A 21,172-nucleotide genomic window follows, 5' to 3' on the forward strand; every position below is an offset into this window, starting at 1 on the left:
TTAACCAATAAGTTAAGCAATTAATATATATTAATTTAAATTTAACATATGTGCTGGGGTTTTACAGTTTATTTAGATAAAAGCGTCGGCTTTTCTACTATTTTTTGCTTAGTTTGCAAGTCCATCATCGTTAAAGCACCGCCCCATACGCATCCGGTATCGAGCGCATGTATGTGCTTGAGCTGAGTAATCCCTTCAAGGGCGGCCCAATGGCCAAATATAAGGTTGTTTTCTAATGCTTTTATATTAGGGTGGGTGAACCAGGCTGTTAACGTTTTATTATCGTTAATTGCGCCTTTCGCACTAAGCTCTAACGTGTTGTTGCTGGTTAAAAAGCGCATGCGGGTAAAGTAGTTAACAATGTATCTAAACTTATCAAATTCGTTTAAATCGTCATGCCATATCGCGGGGTGGGGCTGATACATTTTTTCAAAAAAGTGCTTAGCATTAGCCGATTCATAACAACGCTGAGCAAACTGTGCGTGTTTAAGTGCGCTTTCTATAGACCAATTAGGGTTAAGCCCTGCATGCGATATAAAGCTGCGGTGCTGCGCTAAATAAATAGCAAGCGGCTGAGTTTGCAAATAGGCGATATAGTGAGGAAGCTTTTTACTATCAAAAATAGCACCAAGTTTATCTTTGGGGTTTATTGGCTTATTAAGATAGTGACAGGCAACCATGTGTAAATCATGATTGCCTAAAGTAACAGTCATGCTGTCTTGATGGCGATAAATATAATCTAGGCAGGCTAGGGAGTCCGGCCCACGTGCGACGATATCGCCCACTAAATAAAGGTGATCTTTGCTTGGGTTAAAGTCAACCCGTTTGAGCAAGCGGCTAAACTCTTTAAAGCAGCCTTGTAAATCACCAATTGCGTAATCAGCCATGGCGCTTTTTACTAATGTAAAATGTTAGGGCACGCTAAACGAAATACGCTTATAGGTGCTTCAAACTCAGAGCCAAACTCATTGCGCAGTGTGTAGTGTCCCTGCATGGTGCCAACAGGGGTGTCTAATATTGCGCCACTGGTGTATTTATAAGTTTCGCCTGGGCCTATAACGGGAGTTTCGCCCACAACGCCTTCGCCCTCTACTTCAACTTCTTTACCATTGGCATCGGTGATCAACCAATAACGGCTTAAAAGTGTAGCGCTGCAAAGACTGTGGTTTTTAATTGTCACTGAGTAGGCAAAAACGTACTTTTCTAGCTCAGGCTGAGATTGCCCTTCAACATAAAAAGTCTCTACAGAGACTTTTACAGGAGAGCCAATATTACTGCTTGTTGTCATAAATCCAATTAGCTATATCAATAAATTGTTGTAACGTTAGGCTTTCAGCACGCAAAGTAATATCAATACCAATGCTGGTAAGCTCATCTGCGGTGAGTAAGTTGCCTAAGCTGTTACGCAATGTTTTACGGCGTTGGTTAAAGGCTTCTAAACACACGGTGTTTAAAATTTTCACGCTTTTAGCGGTACGTTGCTCGGCTTTTTTAGGGATCAGACGAATAACCGCAGAGTCTACTTTAGGTGCTGGTTTAAAACACTCTGGCGGTACTTCAACCACGGGCATTGCGTGGCAGTAGTATTGTGTCATCACGCTTAAGCGGCCAAAAGTTTTGCTGCCTGGGCCTGCAACCATACGTTTTACTACTTCTTTTTGCAGCATAAAGTGCATGTGCTCAATATGATCAGCAAACTCAAAAAGATGAAACAGTAATGGCGTAGAAATATTGTAAGGCAGGTTACCAAACACTTTTAATTTTTTGTCATCGCGTACTAGGCTTGCAAAGTCAAACTTCATTGCATCGCCTTGGTTTACGTTTAATTTAGGACCTAAAAAAGGGTGCTCAATTAAACGCTGAGCTAAGTCTTTATCTAGCTCAACAACAGTAAGTTGGCCGCTTAAATCGGCAACAGGCTCGGTAATTGCGCCTAAACCTGGGCCAATCTCTACTAGGTTGTCTTGTGGTTTAGGATCGATTGCAGTCACTATTTTATCAATGATAGATTCATCAAATAAAAAGTTTTGCCCAAAACGTTTACGGGCGCGGTGTCCTAAATGTACTTTATCGGTCATTGATTCTGTGCTTTTTCATGGGCGAGCTTAATTGCTTCGCGGATCGCTAATTCAAAACTGCCAACTTCAGCGTCACCGGTGCCTGCTAAATCAAGCGCAGTACCGTGATCAACCGAAGTGCGGATAAATGGTAAACCTAAGGTTATATTTACCGAGTTACCAAATCCCTTGTATTTTAGCACAGGTAAACCCTGATCGTGATACATAGCAAGCACGGCATCGGCTTGAGAGAGGTATTTATCCTGAAATAGGGTATCGGCAGGAAGCGGACCAATTAAATTCATGCCTTGGCTGTTTAAGAGCTCAAGCGTAGGTGAAATTGTCTCTATTTCTTCTGTGCCTAAATGACCGTCTTCGCCGGCATGGGGGTTTAATCCACACACTAAAATTTTTGGTTGCTCAATACCAAACTTAGTTTGTAAGTCGTGGTTTAAAATACTAATAACTTTGGTTAAGCGCTCTTGTGTAATTGCACGCGATACATAAGCCAGTGGTATATGCGTTGTTACTAGGGCAACACGCAAGCCTTCAGTTGCTAGCATCATTACGACATCAGAGGTGCCCGACTGCTGAGCAAAGTACTCAGTGTGGCCACTAAAGGAAATACCGGCTTTATTAATAATCCCTTTGTGAACAGGGCCCGTGACAACGGCATCAAAGGTACCGTCCATATTCTTTTCGCTGGCAATACGTAAGGTATCAAGCACGTATTGGCCGTTTAAGTCGTCTAGTTTACCTAGCTTAACGTCAGTGCCTAAATCTATTTGGTGAATATAAATGCTACCTGCAGGCGCTATAGCTGCAGGGGCATTTTCATCAAAATCAATTAGCTCAATATTAAGGCCCAAGTGTTGAGCGCGTTCTTTTAATAACTGTTTGTCGGCGATAGCGACCAGTTGAGCTTGCCATGGTTGCTGCGCTAATTGCAGCAGCAAGTCAGGGCCAATCCCCGCGGGTTCACCCGGGGTAATTGCAATTCGTAATGTCATAATTACTCGTCTATAGGGAAAATTTCAACATGGGCTTGTTCGCGCATTTCTTGCTGCCAGTTAAAACTTTCTTCTTTAAATTTACGATTAAACAACATGCCGTGCGCACGGTTACGTTTAGCTAGCTCGGTTTTATCTGCTACACGTTTATCTAAAAGTTGTACTATGTGCCAACCAAATTGTGTTCTAAATGGTTCACTAATTTGATTTTTATCAAGTGATAACAAAGTATCTTTAAACGCCGGTACATACGTTGTTGGGTCAGTCCAATCATACTCACCGCCTTTAAGGGCTGAGCCTGGATCTTCTGAGTATTCTTTAGCAAGCTCAGCAAAGTCTGCTTTTCCTGCGCGTAAATCTTTGGCAAATCCTGCTAGCATGCTACGTGCTTTTTCTTCACTTAAAATAATTGAAGGCTTAATAAGAATATGGCGTGAGCGTACTTCTGTAGTTTCTACTAATTGGCGACCACGTACATCTTGCACCTTAATTATATGAAAGCCAGCACCCGAGCGAAGCGGGCCAACAATAGCGCCTTTCTTTTGACCTTTTACAGCTTCGGCAAATAACGAAGGCATTTCGTTGATACCCATATAACCGAGTTGTCCACCTTCAAGCGCTTTTGAGCCACCTGATGATGAAATAGCGATGCGTTTAAACTCTTGGCCATCGTTTAATAGCTCAATAACTTTGTCAGCACGGGTTTTAGCACTGGTGATTTCATCTGCTGTTGCATCGTTAGGAATATCAATAAGGATGTGGCCAATATCATACTCTTCAGAGTTTTGACCTTGGCTTTCCATTATTTTTAACAGGTTATCTACTTCTTGTTGGCTAATATAGATTCGACGATCTACATTGGCACGGGTAACCTGTTGGGTGGTGATCTCTTTACGAATTTCTTCGCGGTAGGCTTGAAAGCTCTCGCCAGCGGCTTCAATGGTACGACGAAGATCGGCAATGCTGCCGCCTTGATCTTTTGCCATATTCGCGAGTGTTTGGTCTAACTGGCTGTCTGAAATTTCAAGGCCCATACGTTCAGCCATTTGCATCATAAGCGTTTGGTTAACTAAACGCTCAACGGCTTGTACGCGAAGCGTTTCGTCTTTAGGAAGTTGTTGGCCTTGCTCTGCGGCTTGCTTTTTAACACGATTAATTATGGTGTCTACTTCACTTTTTAAAATTACGCCTTGGTTTACAACACCAATTACTTTGTCGATTTCCTGTGGGGCGGCAAATGCGCCATGGCATAAGCTTAAGCTTAAAATAGCTGTTGATAATAGTTTTTTTAAATTCATATTTTTTTTACTACTCTTCTAATAGTACTGCTTTAAAACAGGGCGTACTGCATTTTAGGGCTTTAAAGTATCACCTTAATTGCTCGTTTGCCTTAATTATTAAGAAAATACGGTCTACGGTAGCCAAAAATACCTTGTTGTAATAATTTTTGTGCATCGTAACGGCTCTTACTGCCAAGTCCTTTTAATACAAAGTTTAAACTAATACCTGAATCAAAAGTGGCTTGTTGCTGCCCGATAGACTGATTTAAATCGGTTTCAATCTGACGGTGACCAGTAATTTGGATTGCCCAACAGCATGATTCATACTGTAATCCGCTTAAAAATTCGATGCTTCGATTATTTTCAAGGTCCCGGTGGTAGCTTGCAATAAATTGCCACTGATCACTAATTGGGATACTTGTAAATACACCCGTTTGCTCGATTGTATTTCCTGAGACATCATTTGCATAGCGATGGTTCAATTGAACTAGCTCATTATTGTCACCTTTGTAATCGAGGGTGACATTTGACTGGATCATTTGCTTACCATCCGTGTCGTATTGCATACCCGCTGAGAGGTACCAACGGCGGTGCCAATGTAGCATTGTTTGCGCTGCAAAAAGGGCGTTGTAGTTTGTCTCTGAGTCTAAATCTTGCTCGGTAGGTTTAGCCGAGTCGTTTAGGTAAAAAATTTGACCCGCGCTAAAGTTAAACACTTCTTCGTGTTTATTATCAAATAAGCGTGTTGTTGCACCTAACGTAAATTGGTTAGCTGCGGCTATACGGTCTACACCCGAAAAGCGCGTATCTCTAAATAGGCCAAAAAAGTCATCCTGTAGGCGAGTGGTGTCAAATAGACCTATCTCAGATTGATCCTTATTAGGGGTATATAAATACTGTATTTGTGGCTCAAGAGTTTGAATGCCATCTTCAAAAAAGGTCGAGGTGTCACGTTCAAAGTTAAGCTGCGAGTACAAACGTACTTTTGGCAAGGTACGCGAAACGCTATCGCTATATTGAGTGCCCGTTAAATTACCACTTTGCTTGTAGTTAGTTTGCAATAAGCTCACTTCTGAGAGAAACGACCACGCATGTGTTGCGTAGTTAAAGCGCGCTTTTGGCTCTACGTGTACACGGGTAGCACTGTCTATGGCTATTTCTGAAGAGTCGTTGGTAAAGTGGCTTACTTCACCCGACAAACTAAAGTCAAAGTTATCAAAACGCCATGGGGCGGTTTGTGTAAAGCTAATTTGTGGGACCGCGGCATACGACTCTAAGTGATCGCCCAGTACTTCAAAGTTTTGAAATTTAATATCGGTACGCCATGTGTCACCAAGGTGAGTCACAGAGCCGGTACGATAAAGTTGGGTATCGGTTTTATTTGCGTAATTAGAGCTTAAATCGGTGATGTAGTTGTCATCACTGACGTTAGTTACATCAATATTGGCGCGCCAGTCTTCACTTAAATAGCTTTGTTGCTGCCAATGAAACATATAGCGCTCATCAAGGCTTGGCTCCGAATCATCGCTATCTAAATACTCAATACCGACTAAGCCTTCATGTTGCTCCGTGAGGTATCTAAACTCAGTTTGCAATTGTAAGCCTTTGCGCGACATATAACGTGGTGTAATAGTGGCGTCAAAATTAGGCGCAATATTCCAATAATAAGGCGTAACAGTTTCAAGGCCGTAACGGTCGGAGCTCGAAATGCTTGGTGTTAATAAGCCCGACTTGCGTCGCTCATCCAATGGAAACGTGAAATAAGGTAAATATAAAACGGGAGTGTCAAGAATACGTAAAACGGCGTTATAGGTTTCGCCCCAGCCTTCTTCACGAGAGAGGTTAATTTCGTCGGCTTCTATTTCCCACACGGGTGTATCGCTTGGGCAAGTAGTAAAGCTTGCATTCATTAACAATAAGCCAGACTCGTTGACGGTGAGTTTTTCGGCGCCACCTTTGCCTTGTTGCGCTGTTAAGCTGTAATCGGCACCTAGTAGGCTTATTTCTGAATTATTTAAATCGGCATTTAAACCTGAGCTGTTTACTTGGCTTACACGGTCTTGATAAGTAATAGGGCCTGTTGCATTAAGTAAACCGCGCTGTTTATCTATAAGCGCAGTTTGTGCGGACAAACTCATATCAAGGGTGTTAATATCAACATTGCCGGTAAATTCAGCGCTTTGTGTGCCTAAGAGCTCTACATCGTCAGCTTGTATATCAACCGATCCTACCGCTAAATTTGGTAGAGGTTGCCAAGCTCTGGTTTGCATTGAAATGCCACATAAATTGTGTGCCAGTTCAGTTTCGGCAAGCGATGGTGCGCTAATTACGCCTAGCATCAATATGCCCCAGGTTTTGCTCATTTATCGACCTTAATGCTCTTTGGTTTATTATAAGCTAGACATAATAAAGGAAAACAATGGCAAATACAGTAATTGACCTATAAAAATAGACATCTTATATAATGACACGCTTTGATAATTTACAACTATTTATAAATACGCACTTTGATGCTAAACCACACTCCTTAGTAGCCATTACTGGGGATGCCAGCTTTCGCCGTTATTACCGTTTAAGCTGTGCCGGAAAAGCGTTTATTGTGATGGACTCCGACCCACAAAAAGTAAATAACGCTCCGTATATCTCTCTTAATAAAGTATTCACCGACAACGGCTTTTTATTGCCTGAAATAATTGCAAGCGATGAAGAACAGGGCTTTTTTGTGTTAAGTGACTTAGGAAATACACATTTAGCCGATAAGCTCGATGAACCAAATAGAGATGAATATTACAAGCAATTAATCCGTTTAGCGGCAAGCTGGGCCAAAACACCTGAGTCAGCAGCTATGCAAAATTATAATAAAGAATTTATTCACCTTGAGCTGAATATTTTTAGCCAATGGCTGGTTACTGATTTTATTGGCTTAACAATGAGTACTGAGCAAAAAACACTTTGGCAGCAAAGCTGTGAGCTATTAACGAACGCTATGCTAGCGCAGCCTACGGTGACGGTTCATCGTGATTATCACAGCCGTAATATTATGTATAGCAATGAGCAGTGGGCAATTATAGATTACCAAGATGCCGTGCGCGGGCCGCTGTGTTATGACTTAGTGTCGCTGCTACGTGATTGCTACTTTAAGTTGCCACAAGCACAGCTTAATCAGCTGCTTGAGTACGGATATGAAGAATTTACAGCGCAAAAATTAATAACAGATACTTCTTTTGAGCAGTTTAAACAGTGGTTTGATTTAACGGGTATTCAGCGCCATTTAAAGGCGGCGGGAATATTTTGCCGGCTCTATTTACGCGATGGCAAAACCGGTTACCTTGATAATATTTTACCGACGTTGGATTACATTGTTGATGTTGCTAAAACCTATCCAGAGCTTGCAGCGTTAAGTGAGTGGGTAAGCAGCACTGTAATACCGCAGGTAACACTAAAATTAGCTAAGGAGCGCACATGAAAGCCATGATTTTAGCTGCCGGGCGCGGCCAGCGAATGATGCCGCTTACACAAGCTATGCCTAAACCTATGCTAAAAGTGGCGGGTAAACCGCTGATTGAGCACCATATTAATAACCTTAAAGCCGCTGACATTACTAACATTGTTATAAACCTAGCTTGGCAAGGGGATAAAATAAAAAGCTATTTTAAAAATGGCGCTGAGTTTGGTGTGCGTATTGAATATAGCCAAGAGGCTGAGGGCGGCCTTGAAACCGCAGGCGGAATTATTCAGGCGCTGCCATTACTGGGTGATCAATTTATTGTAATTAATGGCGATGTATACACAGATTACGATGTGAGTGCGCTTACACAATTGCACCTGCAAGACGGCGAGGCCCACATAGTGTTAGTAGAAAACCCACCTCATAATGAAAAAGGGGATTTTGCGTTAAGTCACTTATCGGCTGAGAGTCAAAAGTATACATTTTCGGGGATTAGCCGTTACCACGCTAATTTTTTTAAAGGTTTAGAGCCTGGCATACGCCCGCTTGGGCCAATACTGCGAGAAAAACTCGCCCAACAAGTTATCTCAACTGAGCTTTATATTGGTCAGTGGGACGATATAGGCACACCACAGCGACTCGCGCAGCTCAACGAGCGCATACAAAACACACTTTAATAGAGGCAGTTAATTAGATGTGGGGAAAAATACTCGGTTTTTGTTTTGGCTTTATGTTTGGCAAAATTTTTGGCGCCATTTTAGGTTTATACCTCGGCCATTTATTTGATAAAAGCTTAAAAAACGATTTTGATAAAGCCGGAGGCTTTTCAGGTTTGTTTAAAGGTGATGATGTAAACGAGCGCCAAGCGTTGTTTTTTTCGAGCTGCTTTGCGGTTATGGGGCATATTGCAAAGTCGAACGGTCGCGTAAGCGAGGTGCATATAAAAGCGGCAAGTATGTTTATGGATGAAATGGGGCTAAAGGGCGATGAGCGCCGCGAAGCTCAGCATGCATTTCAATCAGGTAAAGACAGCGACTTTTCGATTAAAGAAACAGTACACGACTTTAAAGAACGCTTTGCAAAACGTTACGACTTACTGCAACTGTTTTTAGAAATTCAAATTCAAATGGCGTTTTCTGATGGCGTGCTCGCAGAGCAAGAAAAACAGCTGTTACAAGAGGTAAGTAAGCAATTAGGTATTTCTAAAACTCATTTTGCTTTTATTCTTAAGCGTTACCAAGCTGAATTTAGTTTTAGACAGCAGCAACAACAGTATAGACAACAGCAGCAAGGTCAAAGTAGCAGTTACCGTGAAGGCTCTGGTCATCATGTGCCCCCTAATAACAGCATGAACCGCTCACAGGCCTTGGCTTTATTAGGATTAAGTAGTGACGCGACGCAACGAGATATTAAAGTAGCGTATCGTAAATTAATGGCGCAGCATCACCCTGATAAATTAGTATCTCAAGGGCTACCTAAACACATGATGGAAGTGGCAGTTAAAAAAAGCCAAGATATTCAAGCGGCTTACGAGTATTTAAAAAAGGCGGCGTAAAAAACCGTCTATCACTTTAGTTAACCGTGCATGCTGCTCTGGCGCATCGCGCAGGCCAAAGAGTTGGCGCTGGCGGTAATCAAATTTAGCATTTCGATTTACCCAGCGCTGGCGGTTTTTAAGGCTCATAAGTATATCGGTATTGTCATTTGCATAGTAAATATCAAGCAAGGCGGGGGTCACCAGCGATGTGGTTTGCGCTAAACCTTTATTGCGCTGTGTATTAGGTAAATAACTACTTAAGCTTATAAACGCATCTATTCGCGAGTCAGGAAAATCGGCATAGTATTCTAGCAATACTCCCGCACTGGTACCTTGTGCTATGACGACAATATTATTTGGCTCACTCATCGCGTTTTGATAGAGCGCCTCATAACGCATTATTAAATTAGTTTTATAATGACTTAGTACCTCGTTACTCACCAAATCAATGGCATTAACAAAGTGTGGCTCTTGAGCCGTTGTAACAGCACCGTCGCTGTTACTTTGCGCCGTTTTTGTTGGATCTTCATTTTGCGCTTGAGTACTTAATTGGGCAGCTGCTTGTGCTGCCATATCACTTGCTTGCCAATCTATATCGGGTACTGTCATGGCGTAGGTTGTGTAACCTAAATTAGTAAGCTCTTTTCGCAAGTAACTCATGCCCGCATTGCTAGTGGGGGTAGAATTCCAATCAGGGATGAGTAATACAATACCTCTAAAATCGCTGCTCATGTATTCGCTATACAAACTTAAAAACTCTGTATCGCCAGCAAGTATAGGTTTAACTTCATCATTGGGTAGTAGACGTTTTATATCGCTATTTTCGATACTTGATAAAGAAGGTGGGGCTATATGCTCTGCAGCACTGGCATATGCGCTTAAGCATAACGCAGAGCAACAGCATACACTTTGTAGCGTTTTTTTGATTAGCTGCGCAGATATCATAGTAAGCCCAAAACGTGAGTAATAACTAAGTATCGGCGCGATAAGGTAAAAGTTTAGTACTAACTTTGCGGGCTTTACCTATTAAAAGTCGGGCTCTACCTCAAAGGTCAGTACTTGCTCTGTCACGGGGTGTTTTAGTTGCAACATTTGCGCATGTAGTTGTAAACGTGGCGCCGCGGCTAGGGCCTCTTTATGGGCATAAAGTCTATCGCCCAGTATTGGGTGGCCAAGGCTTAGCATGTGCACGCGTAATTGGTGCGAGCGCCCCGTAATTGGCGTGAGCTCTACACGTGTTGCGCCCGCTTCTCGTGCAAGTATTTTAAAGTGGGTTAGCGAGGGCTTACCGTTTTCATAATCAACCATTTGCTTAGGACGATTAGGCCAATCACAGATAAGTGGCAAATCAACTGAACCGGTATCTTGCTCAAGTTGGCCGTATACACGTGCAATATAGCGTTTTGCAGTTTCACGTTCTTGAAACTGCATACTTAAATGCCTATGAGCTGCCTTATTCATAGCAAGGCAAAGTATGCCCGAGGTTGCCATATCTAGGCGGTGCACTATTTTAGCTGTAGGAAAAACACGGTTAACACGATTAATTAAGCTATCGGCATGTTTTGGATCTTTACCTGGGACGGTTAAAAGTTCGCTGGGTTTATTAACGATGAGCAAGTCGTCATCTTGGTGCAGTATTGTTAAATACGGACTCATTGGGGGATTGTAATTAACTAACACGGCCGACCTCAGTAATTTTGCAGGGCGCTATTTTAGGGGAGCGAGAGCAAAGGCTCAAGGAAAAGATAAAAGTTTAATTGCGTATTTTTCATGCTGGTGTGAAATTGCACCAGCTTAAAGTTGTAGGAACACATTATGGCAAGGCAAAGTATTTCACTTACTGAACAGAATGATTTATGGCTTCGTAATCACGTTGAAAACGTGGGGGGATTACACAAATAAAAGTGAATTGGTGAATGATTTAATTCGCCGTGCAAGAAGAGCAGAAGCGATAAATGGTAAGCTTGCTAACTCAGAAAAAAGCGGTTTTAGTGATCAATCGGCCGATCAAATGTTAGCAGAATTCAAATCAAGCATTAAGTAGTGCTCACATTTAAACTTTCAAACGATGGCAAAGAGGATTTGCGCCGCATTTATCAATATGACTGCCAAGCATTTTCACAACAGCAAGCGGACAACTACTTCTATAGTTTCTTCTCTATGTTTGAAAAACTAGCAGCAAACCCCTATTCCTACCAATCAGTTGACCATATACGTATAGGCTGTCGACCTGACGTTTGTTGCTCAGACAGCATTTATTACAGAGTTACAGAAATAGGTATTGAAATAATGGCTACATTAGGTGGCCAAGATACTGATGAGTAATTGTAGAGGTGAATGTAAAAAGCACGGCCTGTAAACCGTGCTTTTTGAAGTGTAGTTTAGTTAAATCTTGAGCTAACTAACGGCTGATAGCTATAAACTAAACGCTCAAACACCCTTTAGTGTGAAACTACGATTAAGCGTATCGCATCAAGTTTTAACTGGGCTTTTTCGATATGCGTTGTCAGCTCGCTGCGCTGCTTATCGAAGAAGGTAATTTCTTCTTGGCGAATATTAGGGTTAATTTGCTTAAGCGCTTCAAGGCGAGCTTGTTCTTCACCTAAGGTGCTTTGCATTTTTTCAAGTGACGCACTGCGTATAACCTCAAGCTGTTGCTGAGCCATCTCTTTTGCGGTGTTGATCATTGGGTGAACCGCACCTTGTAAAGCGCCTGCTAATTTACTTGCAGTTTGACGACCAACGGCTGAAAGCTGTTGGTTAAAGCTATCAAACGCCACGTTTTCGCCGAGGTTATTACTGGCTTTATCAAGTAATATGCGAATAGGCGTTGGCGGTAAAAAGCGACCTACTTGCAGGGCTTTTGGTGCCATAGCTTCGGCTACAAATATTAGCTCAACAAAAAAGGTACCTGGTGGTAATTTTTTGTTTTTAAGTAAAGCAACAGAGGCACTACCAAAGTCATCATCACAAATCATGTCCATTGTGCCTTGCACCATAGGATGATCCCAGCTAATAAAATGTACGTCTTCTTGCGAAAGGGCGGTATCGCGGTCAAAGGTAACCGTCATGCCATCTTCTTTTAAGCTTGGGAACGATGCACTTAGCATATGCTCTGTTGGCTTTAAAATAATGGTGTTTTCGCCTTTGTCTTCTTGGCTTACTCCAAATGTGTCGAATACGTTGATCATGTAACTTGGTAACTCAAATTGGTTATCAAGTGCTTCAATTTCTTCAACCAATGAATCGGCAGCGCCTTGGCCAGATGAATGCAGCTCTAATAAACGGTCACGGCCACTTTCCATTTGTTTGCGTAGCACGGCATTTTGCTTGGCTACTTGCTCAAGTAGAGGGTCGAGCTCTTCTTCATCACAATTATGGGCAGCAATGTAATCAAGTAGGTCTTCACTAAATTCTTTATACAATAGCTGGCCAGTGGTTGATGTGCTTTCAAATGCATCAAGGCCTTCGTTGTACCAACGCAGTAATACTTCTTGCGCTGTATTTTCAAAATACGGCACATGAATATTAACATCTTTTGTTTGCCCAATACGGTCTAATCGGCCGATACGTTGTTCAAGTAAGTCAGGGTTTAGTGGTAAATCAAATAACACTAAGTGATGCGAAAACTGGAAGTTACGTCCTTCTGAGCCAATCTCTGAACACAGCAGTATTTGTGCATTGTCGTATTCATCGGCAAAAAAGGCTGCTGCGCGGTCGCGCTCTATAATCGACATGCCCTCGTGGAACACAGATGCTTTTATTGCTTCACGCTCACGCAAAATTTGCTCAAGGCTAATAGCGGTTTCGGCTTTGGCACAAATAAGCAGTACTTTTTCGTGCTTTAGGGTTTTAAGTGTTTCGATTAACCAATCTACACGCGGATCAAATGCGCCCCAGCTGGCACTTTCACCTTCAAACTCTTGAAAGATTTTCTCTGGAAACAGAGCGCGTTGTGCGCTTAACTCAGCACTTTGTATACCGCTCATGCTGCCAAGTACTGACATTGCTGTTTTATATTGCTTTGGCAGTGCCATTGGGTAAGCATGTAATTTACGGCTAGGGTAGCCATCAATTCCGCTGCGACTGTTTCTAAACAAAATACGACCTGTGCCGTGGCGATCAAGCAGCATGTTAAGTATTTCTTTACGCGCCGGTAAATCACCTTGCTGAGCTTTTTCAAGCACATCAGTAATATCGGTTTCTTTTAATAACTCAATAAGTGTGGCTTTGGCTGTATCATCAAGGGCTTGTGCTTGCAGCAGCTGATTTGCCGCTTCGGCAACGTCTTTGTAATTAGCTTCTTCTTCTTTGAATACGTCGTAGTCGTAAAATCTATCTGGGTCGAGCAATTGCAAGCGGGCAAAGTGGCTACGGTGACCAAGTTGATCAGGCGTTGCTGTTAATAGAATAAGACCCGGAATATCTTGGCTAAGCTCAGCCATGCGCTGATATTCGGTGCTCGGCTTACCATTGTTAATGCTTAGGTGGTGCGCTTCATCAACAACTAATAAATCCCAATCAGCAAGTGTTGCTTGTTCAAACCAGCGTTTTTTCTTGGTTAAAAACTCAAGGCTGGTAAGCACTAGCTGCTCGGTATCAAATACGTTTGGCGAGTCTGCAAAGGCTTCGTCGCAGCGCTCTTCATCAAAAATAGAAAAACGTAAATTAAAGCGGCGTAGCATTTCTACTAACCATTGGTGTTGCAGGTTTTCTGGCACCACAATGAGTACACGGCTAGCACGGCCACTAATGATTTGTTGGTGCAAAATCATGCCGGCTTCGATGGTTTTACCAAGGCCTACTTCGTCTGAGAGCAGTACACGTGGGGCAAAACGTTTACCTACTTCTTGTGCAATATAAAGCTGATGCGGAATAAGGTTAGCGCGCTGGCCAATTAAGCCTTTAATAGGCGATTGCTGGCGCTCAAATTGGTGTTGCCATGTTTGGTAACGTAAGGTGTAGCGATCAAAGCGATCTACTTGGCCTGCAAATAAACGATCTTGCGGTTTATTAAACTTAATAAAATGATCTAAAAAGGTTTCTTTTAGCTTTGCTTCTTCGCCGGTATCAACGCGAGTACCTACGTAGCAAAGTAGTTCACCTTGCACTTCAATAGACTCTACTTCTAATTCCCATTCTTCAACGCTTTTGATCACATCACCTGGATTAAATGCCACACGGGTAACCGGTGCTTCTGCACTAGAATAAACACGGTTTTCACCACTGGCAGGAAATAAAATGCTGACCTGGCGGCCTTCAATGGCAACTACGGTGCCTAATCCTAAATCTGACTCTGTATCACTGATCCAACGCTGACCTAAGGAAAAATTCATGTATGTCTCGTCTATGAAGAAAAAGGCGGCTATGTTACCTGTTACATAACACCACTGCAAGGCGCTATTTGACTCACTTTTAATTAATTTTATAAGTGCGAATTAATCCCATTAACAGCGCTAACAAATGGCTCTTTTTTAGGTAAATAAAAACTATATCGTGTTTGTAATAAAACGGACTTTTATGACAAATAGACTAAACTTAGATTATGCCTTAGCAATTAAGTATTGCAGGTTTGAATTTAGGCCCGTTTTACTTAGTTATTTTGGTATAGCATAAAAATCATAAAACGTAAGGAAAGTGCTATGGAAAAAGCTTCGAACCTTGAAAGTAAAATGTATGTGCTAGACACCAATGTATTACTCCACGAACCCCTCGCTTATTTGTCTTTCCAAGAACATAACGTTGTCATTCCCATGACTGTTTTAGAAGAGCTTGACCACATTAAAGATAGAAAACACGACGTAAGCCGTGATGCACGAGTGGCTATTCGCGGCTTAGATGAGGTACTAAAAGATGCAACTCCAGAGCAAATGTTGCAGGGTGTTGCACTGCCTAGCAATAAAAAGGCAAATGCCAATTCAACCGGTACGCTCATTATTGTTAATGACCATCTTTTTGCAGATTCTATTTCTGGTTTACCGGGGGATGAAAACGACCACCGCATTATTAACTGCGCCGTGTATTTACAAAAACAGCACAGCGATTCAAAAATTGTATTAGTGACAAAAGATATAAACATGCGCCTTAAAGCAAAAGGTGCAGGCCTTAAATATGTTGAAGATTACCGTACCGACCAATTAATCGATGATATTGCTTTATTAACTAGCGGCTATAAAAAAATAGAGGGCGATTTTTGGCAGCACGTAGGGCAATGCGAAACACAGCAGCACGGCCGTGATACGTTTCATTATGTGGCTAAAAACTTAATTCCAGATGTGTTTTGCAATGAGTACATACTTGATGGCAGCGAGCACTTTGCTGCGCGGGTCAAATCTTACGATAACGAGCGTATTAAATTAAAAGATATTAGTGTTGAGCGTTTAATGCACCAGCAAGCGTGGGGCGTAAAACCTAAAAATATTTACCAAGGTATGGCTCTCGACGCTTTGCTTGACCCTAGTATTGAGCTGGTTATTTTAACCGGTCCAGCTGGGTGCGGTAAAACATTACTGGCACTGGCCAGTGCGCTTGAAATGGTGATTGAGCGCGGTATTTACGACAAGGTCATTGTAACGCGTAATACCCCCGAAATAGCTGAGTCTATTGGTTTTTTACCCGGTACCGAAGAAGAAAAAATGGCGCCGTGGCTAGCTGCAATTACCGACACCTTAGAGGTACTACACAAAGGAGACGAGAACCCAATTTCGAGTCGCAATTACATAATGGAAAAAGCCAATGTACAGTTTAAGTCGGTGAACTTTATGCGTGGGCGTAGTATTCAAAATGCAGTGGTAATTTTGGATGAGAGCCAAAACTTAACGGCATCTCAGCTTAAAACTATTATTACCCGTTGTGGCGAGGGAACAAAACTAATTTGTAGCGGTAATTTAGCGCAAATAGACAGCAATTACTTAACCCCCGTTACCTCCGGCCTTACTTATATTGTTGAGCGTTTTAAAGACTTTGAAGGCAGTGCAACAGTTAATTTAAACGGGGTAGTGCGCAGCCGTTTAGCCTCCTTTGCAGAAGAAAATTTATAACTTGCGCAGAACAATTTGGCTCGATAGTCTAGTGGCTGACTATCGGGCCAAAACTTAGGCAAAACGTTGAAATTTTTACCTCTAAAAGACTATTACCGCTCTTTATTTGTAGCATTATTTGTTCCCTTATTTGTGGCATTTTTACTGTGTTTGCACTTGTATAATATAAAAGTTGAGCGCGCCATAGAAAAACGTCAAGCCGATTTTGAACAAGTGTCGGCTCAAGTTAGCCATATAATGAGCTCGGTAAACGACTTTTTTGACAATGCCTTTATATCGTATCAGCAGCCTAGTGTTGAGCAGTTCAATCGCAACTTACTAGAAGGTATTAATCAATACGACAATTACTACTACCGCCACTTTAGCGAGCGCCAAGGCGAAATAGTCGGTAAAGGGCAGTTTGCTTTTTCTAACCGTGCGTTGATCCAATGGCAGCAAGCTACAACCCTAAGCCCAACGTTTAATACCGCGTTATCGCTTATGCAATCGTTATCGGCCGTTGCCTATGTTGATGATTCGGGGTTTGCCTATGTGGTAAGGCGTAATAAAAGCCAAAGCACTATGCTTAATAAAATTTTAAATGGTAATTTTAAGCCCACATTTATACCCGGCCAGCTTACCTCAAGCGCCATTGTTAAAATACGCGATAGCGCTTATTTTGCTATTGGCCGTAAAAAACAACCTAACTCGTCAGACTACATCATTTTAATATACGATTTAGAGGCCATGTCTAGCTGGCTTAAAAAGGTGGCACCAAGCGAAGGCGAATATGTGTTTATGAACCAGTCGCATCAAGTAATAGCCAGCTCTGTTAAGCAGTTAAATGAAGCAACAGCCCTAAAAGATTATTGGCCTGAATTAGCCCATAACAATGAAAAAATAAACTTAGTTAATAACAAAAATGCGCAGTTTTTTATGCAAGCAATGGGGAACCTGCCCATTCATGCCGCCTTTTATGAGCCGCAAATAAAAGTGATCACGCCAATTAGGTATGAGGTTCTTTTAGAGTTTGCGTTTTTAACGTTATTTTTAAGCTTAATGTTTGCGGTATTTTTTTGGTTAAGCCAACGTATTTTTGTTAGACCTATGACTCATTTAATGCAATATTTTGAACAAAATGATGCCCCTAAAGCTGCGCTTTCCAATTACCCCATTCCTTTAAATTGGCAGCCTTGGTTTTCTCGCGTTAAATATGTATTTGATAAAAATGCACAGTTAGTTGAGTCGCTCCAAGAGGCTAATAAAGAACTCGATGAGCAATTACAGTTGCAATCTCAAAAGCTAAAACGCAGCTACGAAGCAAAAGAGCGACACCTAGCGCTATTAAATACCATGCTAAATAGTGTGCCTGATCTTATTTACTTTAAAAATATTGATGGCTCTTTTTTAGGTTGTAATAAAGCATTTGAAGCCTATGTAGGCAAAGAGCAAGCCATCCTCGTCGGTAAGCGTATTGAAGATTTAGACAGCGACGATTTACAGTTAAGCCTACTAGAAAAGCAAGTTTTACAAACCAAAAGTAGCATTGAGCAACGCATAGATAGCACCGACAAATCGTATCAATTAACGATTGCCCCATTTTATAACGAGCACCAGCACTTATTAGGCACTATGGGAATTGGGCGAGACATTACTGAGCAGCAGCAAACTCTATCGGCGTTAAAAGCGTCAGAATCTAAATTTAGAAGTGCAATAGAGTTTGCAGCAAACAGTGTGGTGTTACTTTCGCTTGAGCACACCATATTGCAAGTTAACAAAGCGGCTCGTAAGTTATTTTCACAGCAAGATATTTTAACTGGTGAGCCACTAAAAATGCTGTTTGATGAGGCGCAGTGGCAAGAAATAAAAAATGCGCTTTGTCACTTATTAGATGATAAAAAACGGGTTTATCATTTAACGCTCTCACAAGGAAAGCTAACAAGTTGGCTGCAGCTGAGTGTGTCGCTGGTGTGGGATGAAAACCGTGATCCCTCTTATTATGTTATTCATATTCAAGATGTAAGTGCGCTGACTAAAGCTAAGCATGACGCAGAACGCGCAACAATAGCTAAAAGCCGCTTTATTGCTAATCTAAGCCATGAGATCCGCACCCCTCTTAACGCTGTGTTAGGGCTGTTAGATATGATAGTAGAGCAAGGCTTAAAAAATAAGCAGCTGCAACAAACTAAGCAGGCTAAAAACGCAGCTCAAAGCTTATTATTAATGCTAAACAGAATGCTCGATTTTGCCCGAGTAGAAAGTTCGCAAGCGCAAATAAAACCGGTGCCTTTTTGCTTAGTTGAACTGATTGATATTTGCGAGAGCTTAACAGCGCCATTGTGCCAAAACAAAGGGTTAAGCTTTAATATTGAAATAGATCCACTCATTAACCCCGCGCTGGTGGGGGATTCAATACGTTTGCAACAAATATTAGGTAACTTACTTACCAATGCCGTTAAGTTTACTAATAAAGGCAGTATTACCTTAAAAATGGTGCTTGAAGAAAATGACGTTTTAGATCAGCAACGTATTTGTTTTCACGTAATAGACAGTGGTGTAGGTATTGCTAAAGCTGACCAACGACGACTGTTTGATGCTTTTACTCAAGGCGATGAATCCTCTACGCGTATTCACCAAGGGGTCGGGCTTGGACTTGCTATAGTTAAACATGGTGTAGCCTTAATGGGCGGCGAAATTGCAATTAATAGCGACAAAGGCCGTGGATGTGAGTTTTTCTTTACTCTAGCGCTTGCGGTAGATACGGCTAAAAATAGTGTATTTATACCTAATACGTTAGCCATTGTGAGCGATGACACTGTACAGCTAAACGAAGTGGTTAATGCCTACTCACAAGTGGTAGCTATTGATTTAGAAGAGGCGCTTCGCTACCCAATAAAGCTTGCTGATGCACAGCAACTGATTATTGATGAAACCACATTGAACGATTTATTAAAGGTTGAATCTATACACGAAACGCTCAGTGGCAACTCATCCCCTGTGGTTGTGGTGAATCACGAACACACTTTAGCATTGCCTTGTACCACGCAAATTAACGCGCAACATGTTAAAGCTACGGCGTTAGCTCAGCGCTTGATTAGCTTAAATGCTAATGCGGGGGCAGAGCCACCTAAAGCCGCTGAAAATAATGAAGAAGTAAAAAAAGATATATCGGGTCTACTTATTATGGCGGTTGATGATAACCCGCTTAATTTAGACATTATTAGCAGTGTGCTAAAACAGGCCCATATAAATGTAATAACGGTTACCAATGCGCCAGATGCAATAGAGCTGCTACAAATATTAAAACCAGATTTAATTTTGATGGACGTGCAAATGCCGCATATTGATGGTTGCCAAGCAACGCAATTGATTCGCCAACAGTTTGACGCGCGCCAGCTGCCTATTTTTGCTTTAACAGCACATTGTGAACCTGCAGATGTTGAGCGCTCACTTAGTAGCGGCATGAATAAGCATTTAACTAAACCTGTGGTTGCAGCTGTGCTGTTAGATGCAATTAGAGACGTAGACTTTATAAAACCTAAGTTTTATGACCAAAGCTTTGCGCTCACCCAGTTTAATTTTGATGAAAATTTACTGGCAACCATGGTCGGAAAGTTTGCGAAGCTGTGTGAAACGCAGTTAGAACAAATTGAAGAAAACACCCAGCGAGATGAAGTGGTACGCTTAGTGCATAGCATTAAAGGCGTGGCGGGTAACTTAGGTTTTATTAGGCTTTCATTGTGTGCAAAACAATGTGAAACGCACCTTAAAACAACTAACGAGCCGCTTCAGCACACTTTAAAAGAGCTAATCATTCAGCTAAAGCAAGTGATTATATTTATTGAAACCTTAGGGGGACGGGATGTCGAAAAAAGCTAAAATACTGATTGTGGATGATGATCCCCTTAACCGGCTGGTGCTTGAAAAAACACTGGGCACGGAGCATGACGTATTTTTAGTCGAAAGCGGCGAAAAAGCGCTCACCTTTATTAAATCTAATCAGGTCGATTTAATTATTTTAGATGTGGTGATGCCAGGCATTGATGGTTATGAAGTGCTTGTACAGCTTAAAGAAAACCCTATTACTCAGTCTATTCCTATTGTGTTTATATCGGCTAATAATAGCCACACCGATGAAGCAAAAGGCCTTGAGTTAGGTGCAATGGATTACATCACTAAACCCTTTAATGCGTCTATAGTCAAAGTGAGGGTACGCAACCAATTACTGATCAAGCAAAAAAATGATTTGTTAGAAATGCTTGCCTCAATTGATGGTTTAACGGAAATACCCAACAGGCGTTATTTAGATGAAAACCTCTCTCGTGAATGGCGCAGAAGTAAACGTAATGGCTCGTGTTTGTCTGTTTTATTAATGGATATAGATCACTTTAAGCGTTACAACGATTGCTATGGCCACCGAGCGGGGGATGAGTGTTTAAAGCAGGTTGCCCAGGCGTTAGCAGCGCAATGTGAGCGTAGTACTGACTTTATTGCCCGCTACGGGGGGGAAGAGTTTGCTGCGGTATTACCCGATGTTAATAAACAACAGGCATTAGCATTTGCCCAAAAGTTAAGAAAAGCAGTAAACAGCCTCAATATAGAGCACAAAGCTTCGTTAAATGCAGATCACATAACAATCAGTATTGGCATTGCCAGTATGGAAAACGGCAATGCAAGTGCCGAACAAGCCTTACTCGAACAAGCTGACCTAGGGCTATATGCCGCAAAAGATGCAGGGCGAGATCAGGTGGTTGCGCTTAACTTATAATGTGGCTGTGTTTATATTAAAGCGTTATTTAAATCGGCCCCACACGTTAATGT

At 41.8% G+C, this 21,172-nt stretch carries 17 protein-coding genes; 8 read left to right on the plus strand and 9 right to left on the minus strand.

The features are described from left to right. Window positions 1–68: 68 nt before the first annotated feature. The 6 genes from PSH41_RS09325 to lptD form a co-directional block, all read right to left on the minus strand. Window positions 69–887, minus strand: coding sequence for a symmetrical bis(5'-nucleosyl)-tetraphosphatase (locus PSH41_RS09325; protein ID WP_273588893.1), 819 nt, complete (start codon window positions 885–887; stop codon window positions 69–71). Between the two features lie 11 nt (window positions 888–898). Then, window positions 899–1,288: a Co2+/Mg2+ efflux protein ApaG gene (gene apaG, locus PSH41_RS09330; protein ID WP_004585855.1), complete on the minus strand. Its 390-nt coding sequence runs from the start codon at window positions 1,286–1,288 to the stop codon at window positions 899–901. Beyond that, window positions 1,272–2,078: a 16S rRNA (adenine(1518)-N(6)/adenine(1519)-N(6))-dimethyltransferase RsmA gene (gene rsmA / locus PSH41_RS09335; protein WP_004585856.1), complete on the minus strand. Its 807-nt coding sequence runs from the start codon at window positions 2,076–2,078 to the stop codon at window positions 1,272–1,274. The genes apaG and rsmA overlap by 17 nt, the downstream gene beginning before the upstream one ends. Further along, complete coding sequence (pdxA, locus tag PSH41_RS09340; protein WP_273588894.1) at window positions 2,075–3,067, minus strand: 4-hydroxythreonine-4-phosphate dehydrogenase PdxA; 993 nt, start codon at window positions 3,065–3,067, stop codon at window positions 2,075–2,077. Before pdxA ends, rsmA begins: the two co-directional genes overlap by 4 nt. A 2-nt stretch (window positions 3,068–3,069) precedes the next feature. Next, window positions 3,070–4,365, minus strand: coding sequence for a peptidylprolyl isomerase SurA (surA, locus tag PSH41_RS09345; RefSeq protein WP_004585858.1), 1,296 nt, complete (start codon window positions 4,363–4,365; stop codon window positions 3,070–3,072). 92 nt (window positions 4,366–4,457) lie between these two features. Further along, window positions 4,458–6,710 carry an LPS assembly protein LptD gene (lptD, locus tag PSH41_RS09350; protein ID WP_055254919.1) on the minus strand — a complete coding sequence of 751 codons (2,253 nt, stop codon included), beginning with the start codon at window positions 6,708–6,710 and terminating at the stop codon, window positions 4,458–4,460. A gap of 101 nt (window positions 6,711–6,811) precedes the next feature. Here lptD and PSH41_RS09355 point away from each other — a divergent pair, with 101 nt between their 5' ends. Genes PSH41_RS09355 through djlA form a run of 3 tightly spaced genes read left to right on the plus strand, consistent with a single transcriptional unit; the run spans window position 6,812 to window position 9,350 of the window. Next, entirely contained in the window at window positions 6,812–7,813 is a 1,002-nt protein-coding gene (locus PSH41_RS09355; RefSeq protein WP_273588895.1) for an aminoglycoside phosphotransferase family protein, read from the plus strand. Continuing rightward, a complete protein-coding gene (gene murU / locus PSH41_RS09360) occupies window positions 7,810–8,472 on the plus strand; it encodes an N-acetylmuramate alpha-1-phosphate uridylyltransferase MurU (protein ID WP_273588896.1) in 663 nt (220 codons plus the stop codon). Before PSH41_RS09355 ends, murU begins: the two co-directional genes overlap by 4 nt. 17 nt (window positions 8,473–8,489) lie before the next feature. Then, window positions 8,490–9,350, plus strand: a complete 861-nt coding sequence (gene djlA / locus PSH41_RS09365) for a co-chaperone DjlA (RefSeq protein ID WP_029773301.1) — start codon at window positions 8,490–8,492, stop codon at window positions 9,348–9,350. Here djlA and PSH41_RS09370 read toward each other — a convergent pair. Beyond that, on the minus strand, window positions 9,333–10,277 hold the full coding sequence (locus PSH41_RS09370; RefSeq protein WP_273588897.1) for a DUF3530 family protein: 945 nt from the start codon (window positions 10,275–10,277) through the stop codon (window positions 9,333–9,335). The two genes, djlA and PSH41_RS09370, sit on opposite strands and share 18 nt — an antisense overlap. A gap of 81 nt (window positions 10,278–10,358) precedes the next feature. Next, window positions 10,359–11,012 carry a bifunctional tRNA pseudouridine(32) synthase/23S rRNA pseudouridine(746) synthase RluA gene (rluA, locus tag PSH41_RS09375; RefSeq protein WP_024031523.1) on the minus strand — a complete coding sequence of 218 codons (654 nt, stop codon included), beginning with the start codon at window positions 11,010–11,012 and terminating at the stop codon, window positions 10,359–10,361. 232 nt (window positions 11,013–11,244) lie between these two features. Between rluA and PSH41_RS09380 the strand changes: the two genes are divergently transcribed. Together PSH41_RS09380 and PSH41_RS09385 are read left to right on the plus strand one after the other, a co-directional pair. After that, window positions 11,245–11,376 (plus strand): hypothetical protein, encoded by a 132-nt coding sequence (locus PSH41_RS09380; protein WP_269083496.1) that lies wholly within the window; start codon window positions 11,245–11,247, stop codon window positions 11,374–11,376. Further along, the gene (locus tag PSH41_RS09385) at window positions 11,376–11,657 is read left to right on the plus strand and encodes a type II toxin-antitoxin system RelE/ParE family toxin (RefSeq protein WP_273588898.1); all 282 of its coding nucleotides are present in this window, start codon (window positions 11,376–11,378) and stop codon (window positions 11,655–11,657) included. Before PSH41_RS09380 ends, PSH41_RS09385 begins: the two co-directional genes overlap by 1 nt. A gap of 116 nt (window positions 11,658–11,773) precedes the next feature. On the opposite strand, the gene rapA is transcribed toward PSH41_RS09385, so the two are convergent. Further along, window positions 11,774–14,668, minus strand: a complete 2,895-nt coding sequence (rapA, locus tag PSH41_RS09390; protein ID WP_096041176.1) for an RNA polymerase-associated protein RapA — start codon at window positions 14,666–14,668, stop codon at window positions 11,774–11,776. Window positions 14,669–14,974: 306 nt separating this feature from the next. On the opposite strand from rapA, the gene PSH41_RS09395 reads away from it, so the two are divergent. The 3 genes from PSH41_RS09395 to PSH41_RS09405 all read left to right on the plus strand — a co-directional run bounded on the left by PSH41_RS09395 (window position 14,975) and on the right by PSH41_RS09405 (window position 21,119). Beyond that, window positions 14,975–16,372 carry a PhoH family protein gene (locus PSH41_RS09395; protein ID WP_004585867.1) on the plus strand — a complete coding sequence of 466 codons (1,398 nt, stop codon included), beginning with the start codon at window positions 14,975–14,977 and terminating at the stop codon, window positions 16,370–16,372. Window positions 16,373–16,438: 66 nt separating this feature from the next. Next, window positions 16,439–20,230: a PAS domain-containing hybrid sensor histidine kinase/response regulator gene (locus PSH41_RS09400; RefSeq protein ID WP_064385726.1), complete on the plus strand. Its 3,792-nt coding sequence runs from the start codon at window positions 16,439–16,441 to the stop codon at window positions 20,228–20,230. Next, window positions 20,214–21,119, plus strand: coding sequence for a diguanylate cyclase (locus PSH41_RS09405; RefSeq protein ID WP_024031527.1), 906 nt, complete (start codon window positions 20,214–20,216; stop codon window positions 21,117–21,119). Before PSH41_RS09400 ends, PSH41_RS09405 begins: the two co-directional genes overlap by 17 nt. Window positions 21,120–21,172: the final 53 nt, after the last annotated feature.

Source organism: Pseudoalteromonas sp. CST2 (assembly GCF_028599385.1).
Lineage (GTDB): Bacteria > Pseudomonadota > Gammaproteobacteria > Enterobacterales > Alteromonadaceae > Pseudoalteromonas > Pseudoalteromonas atlantica.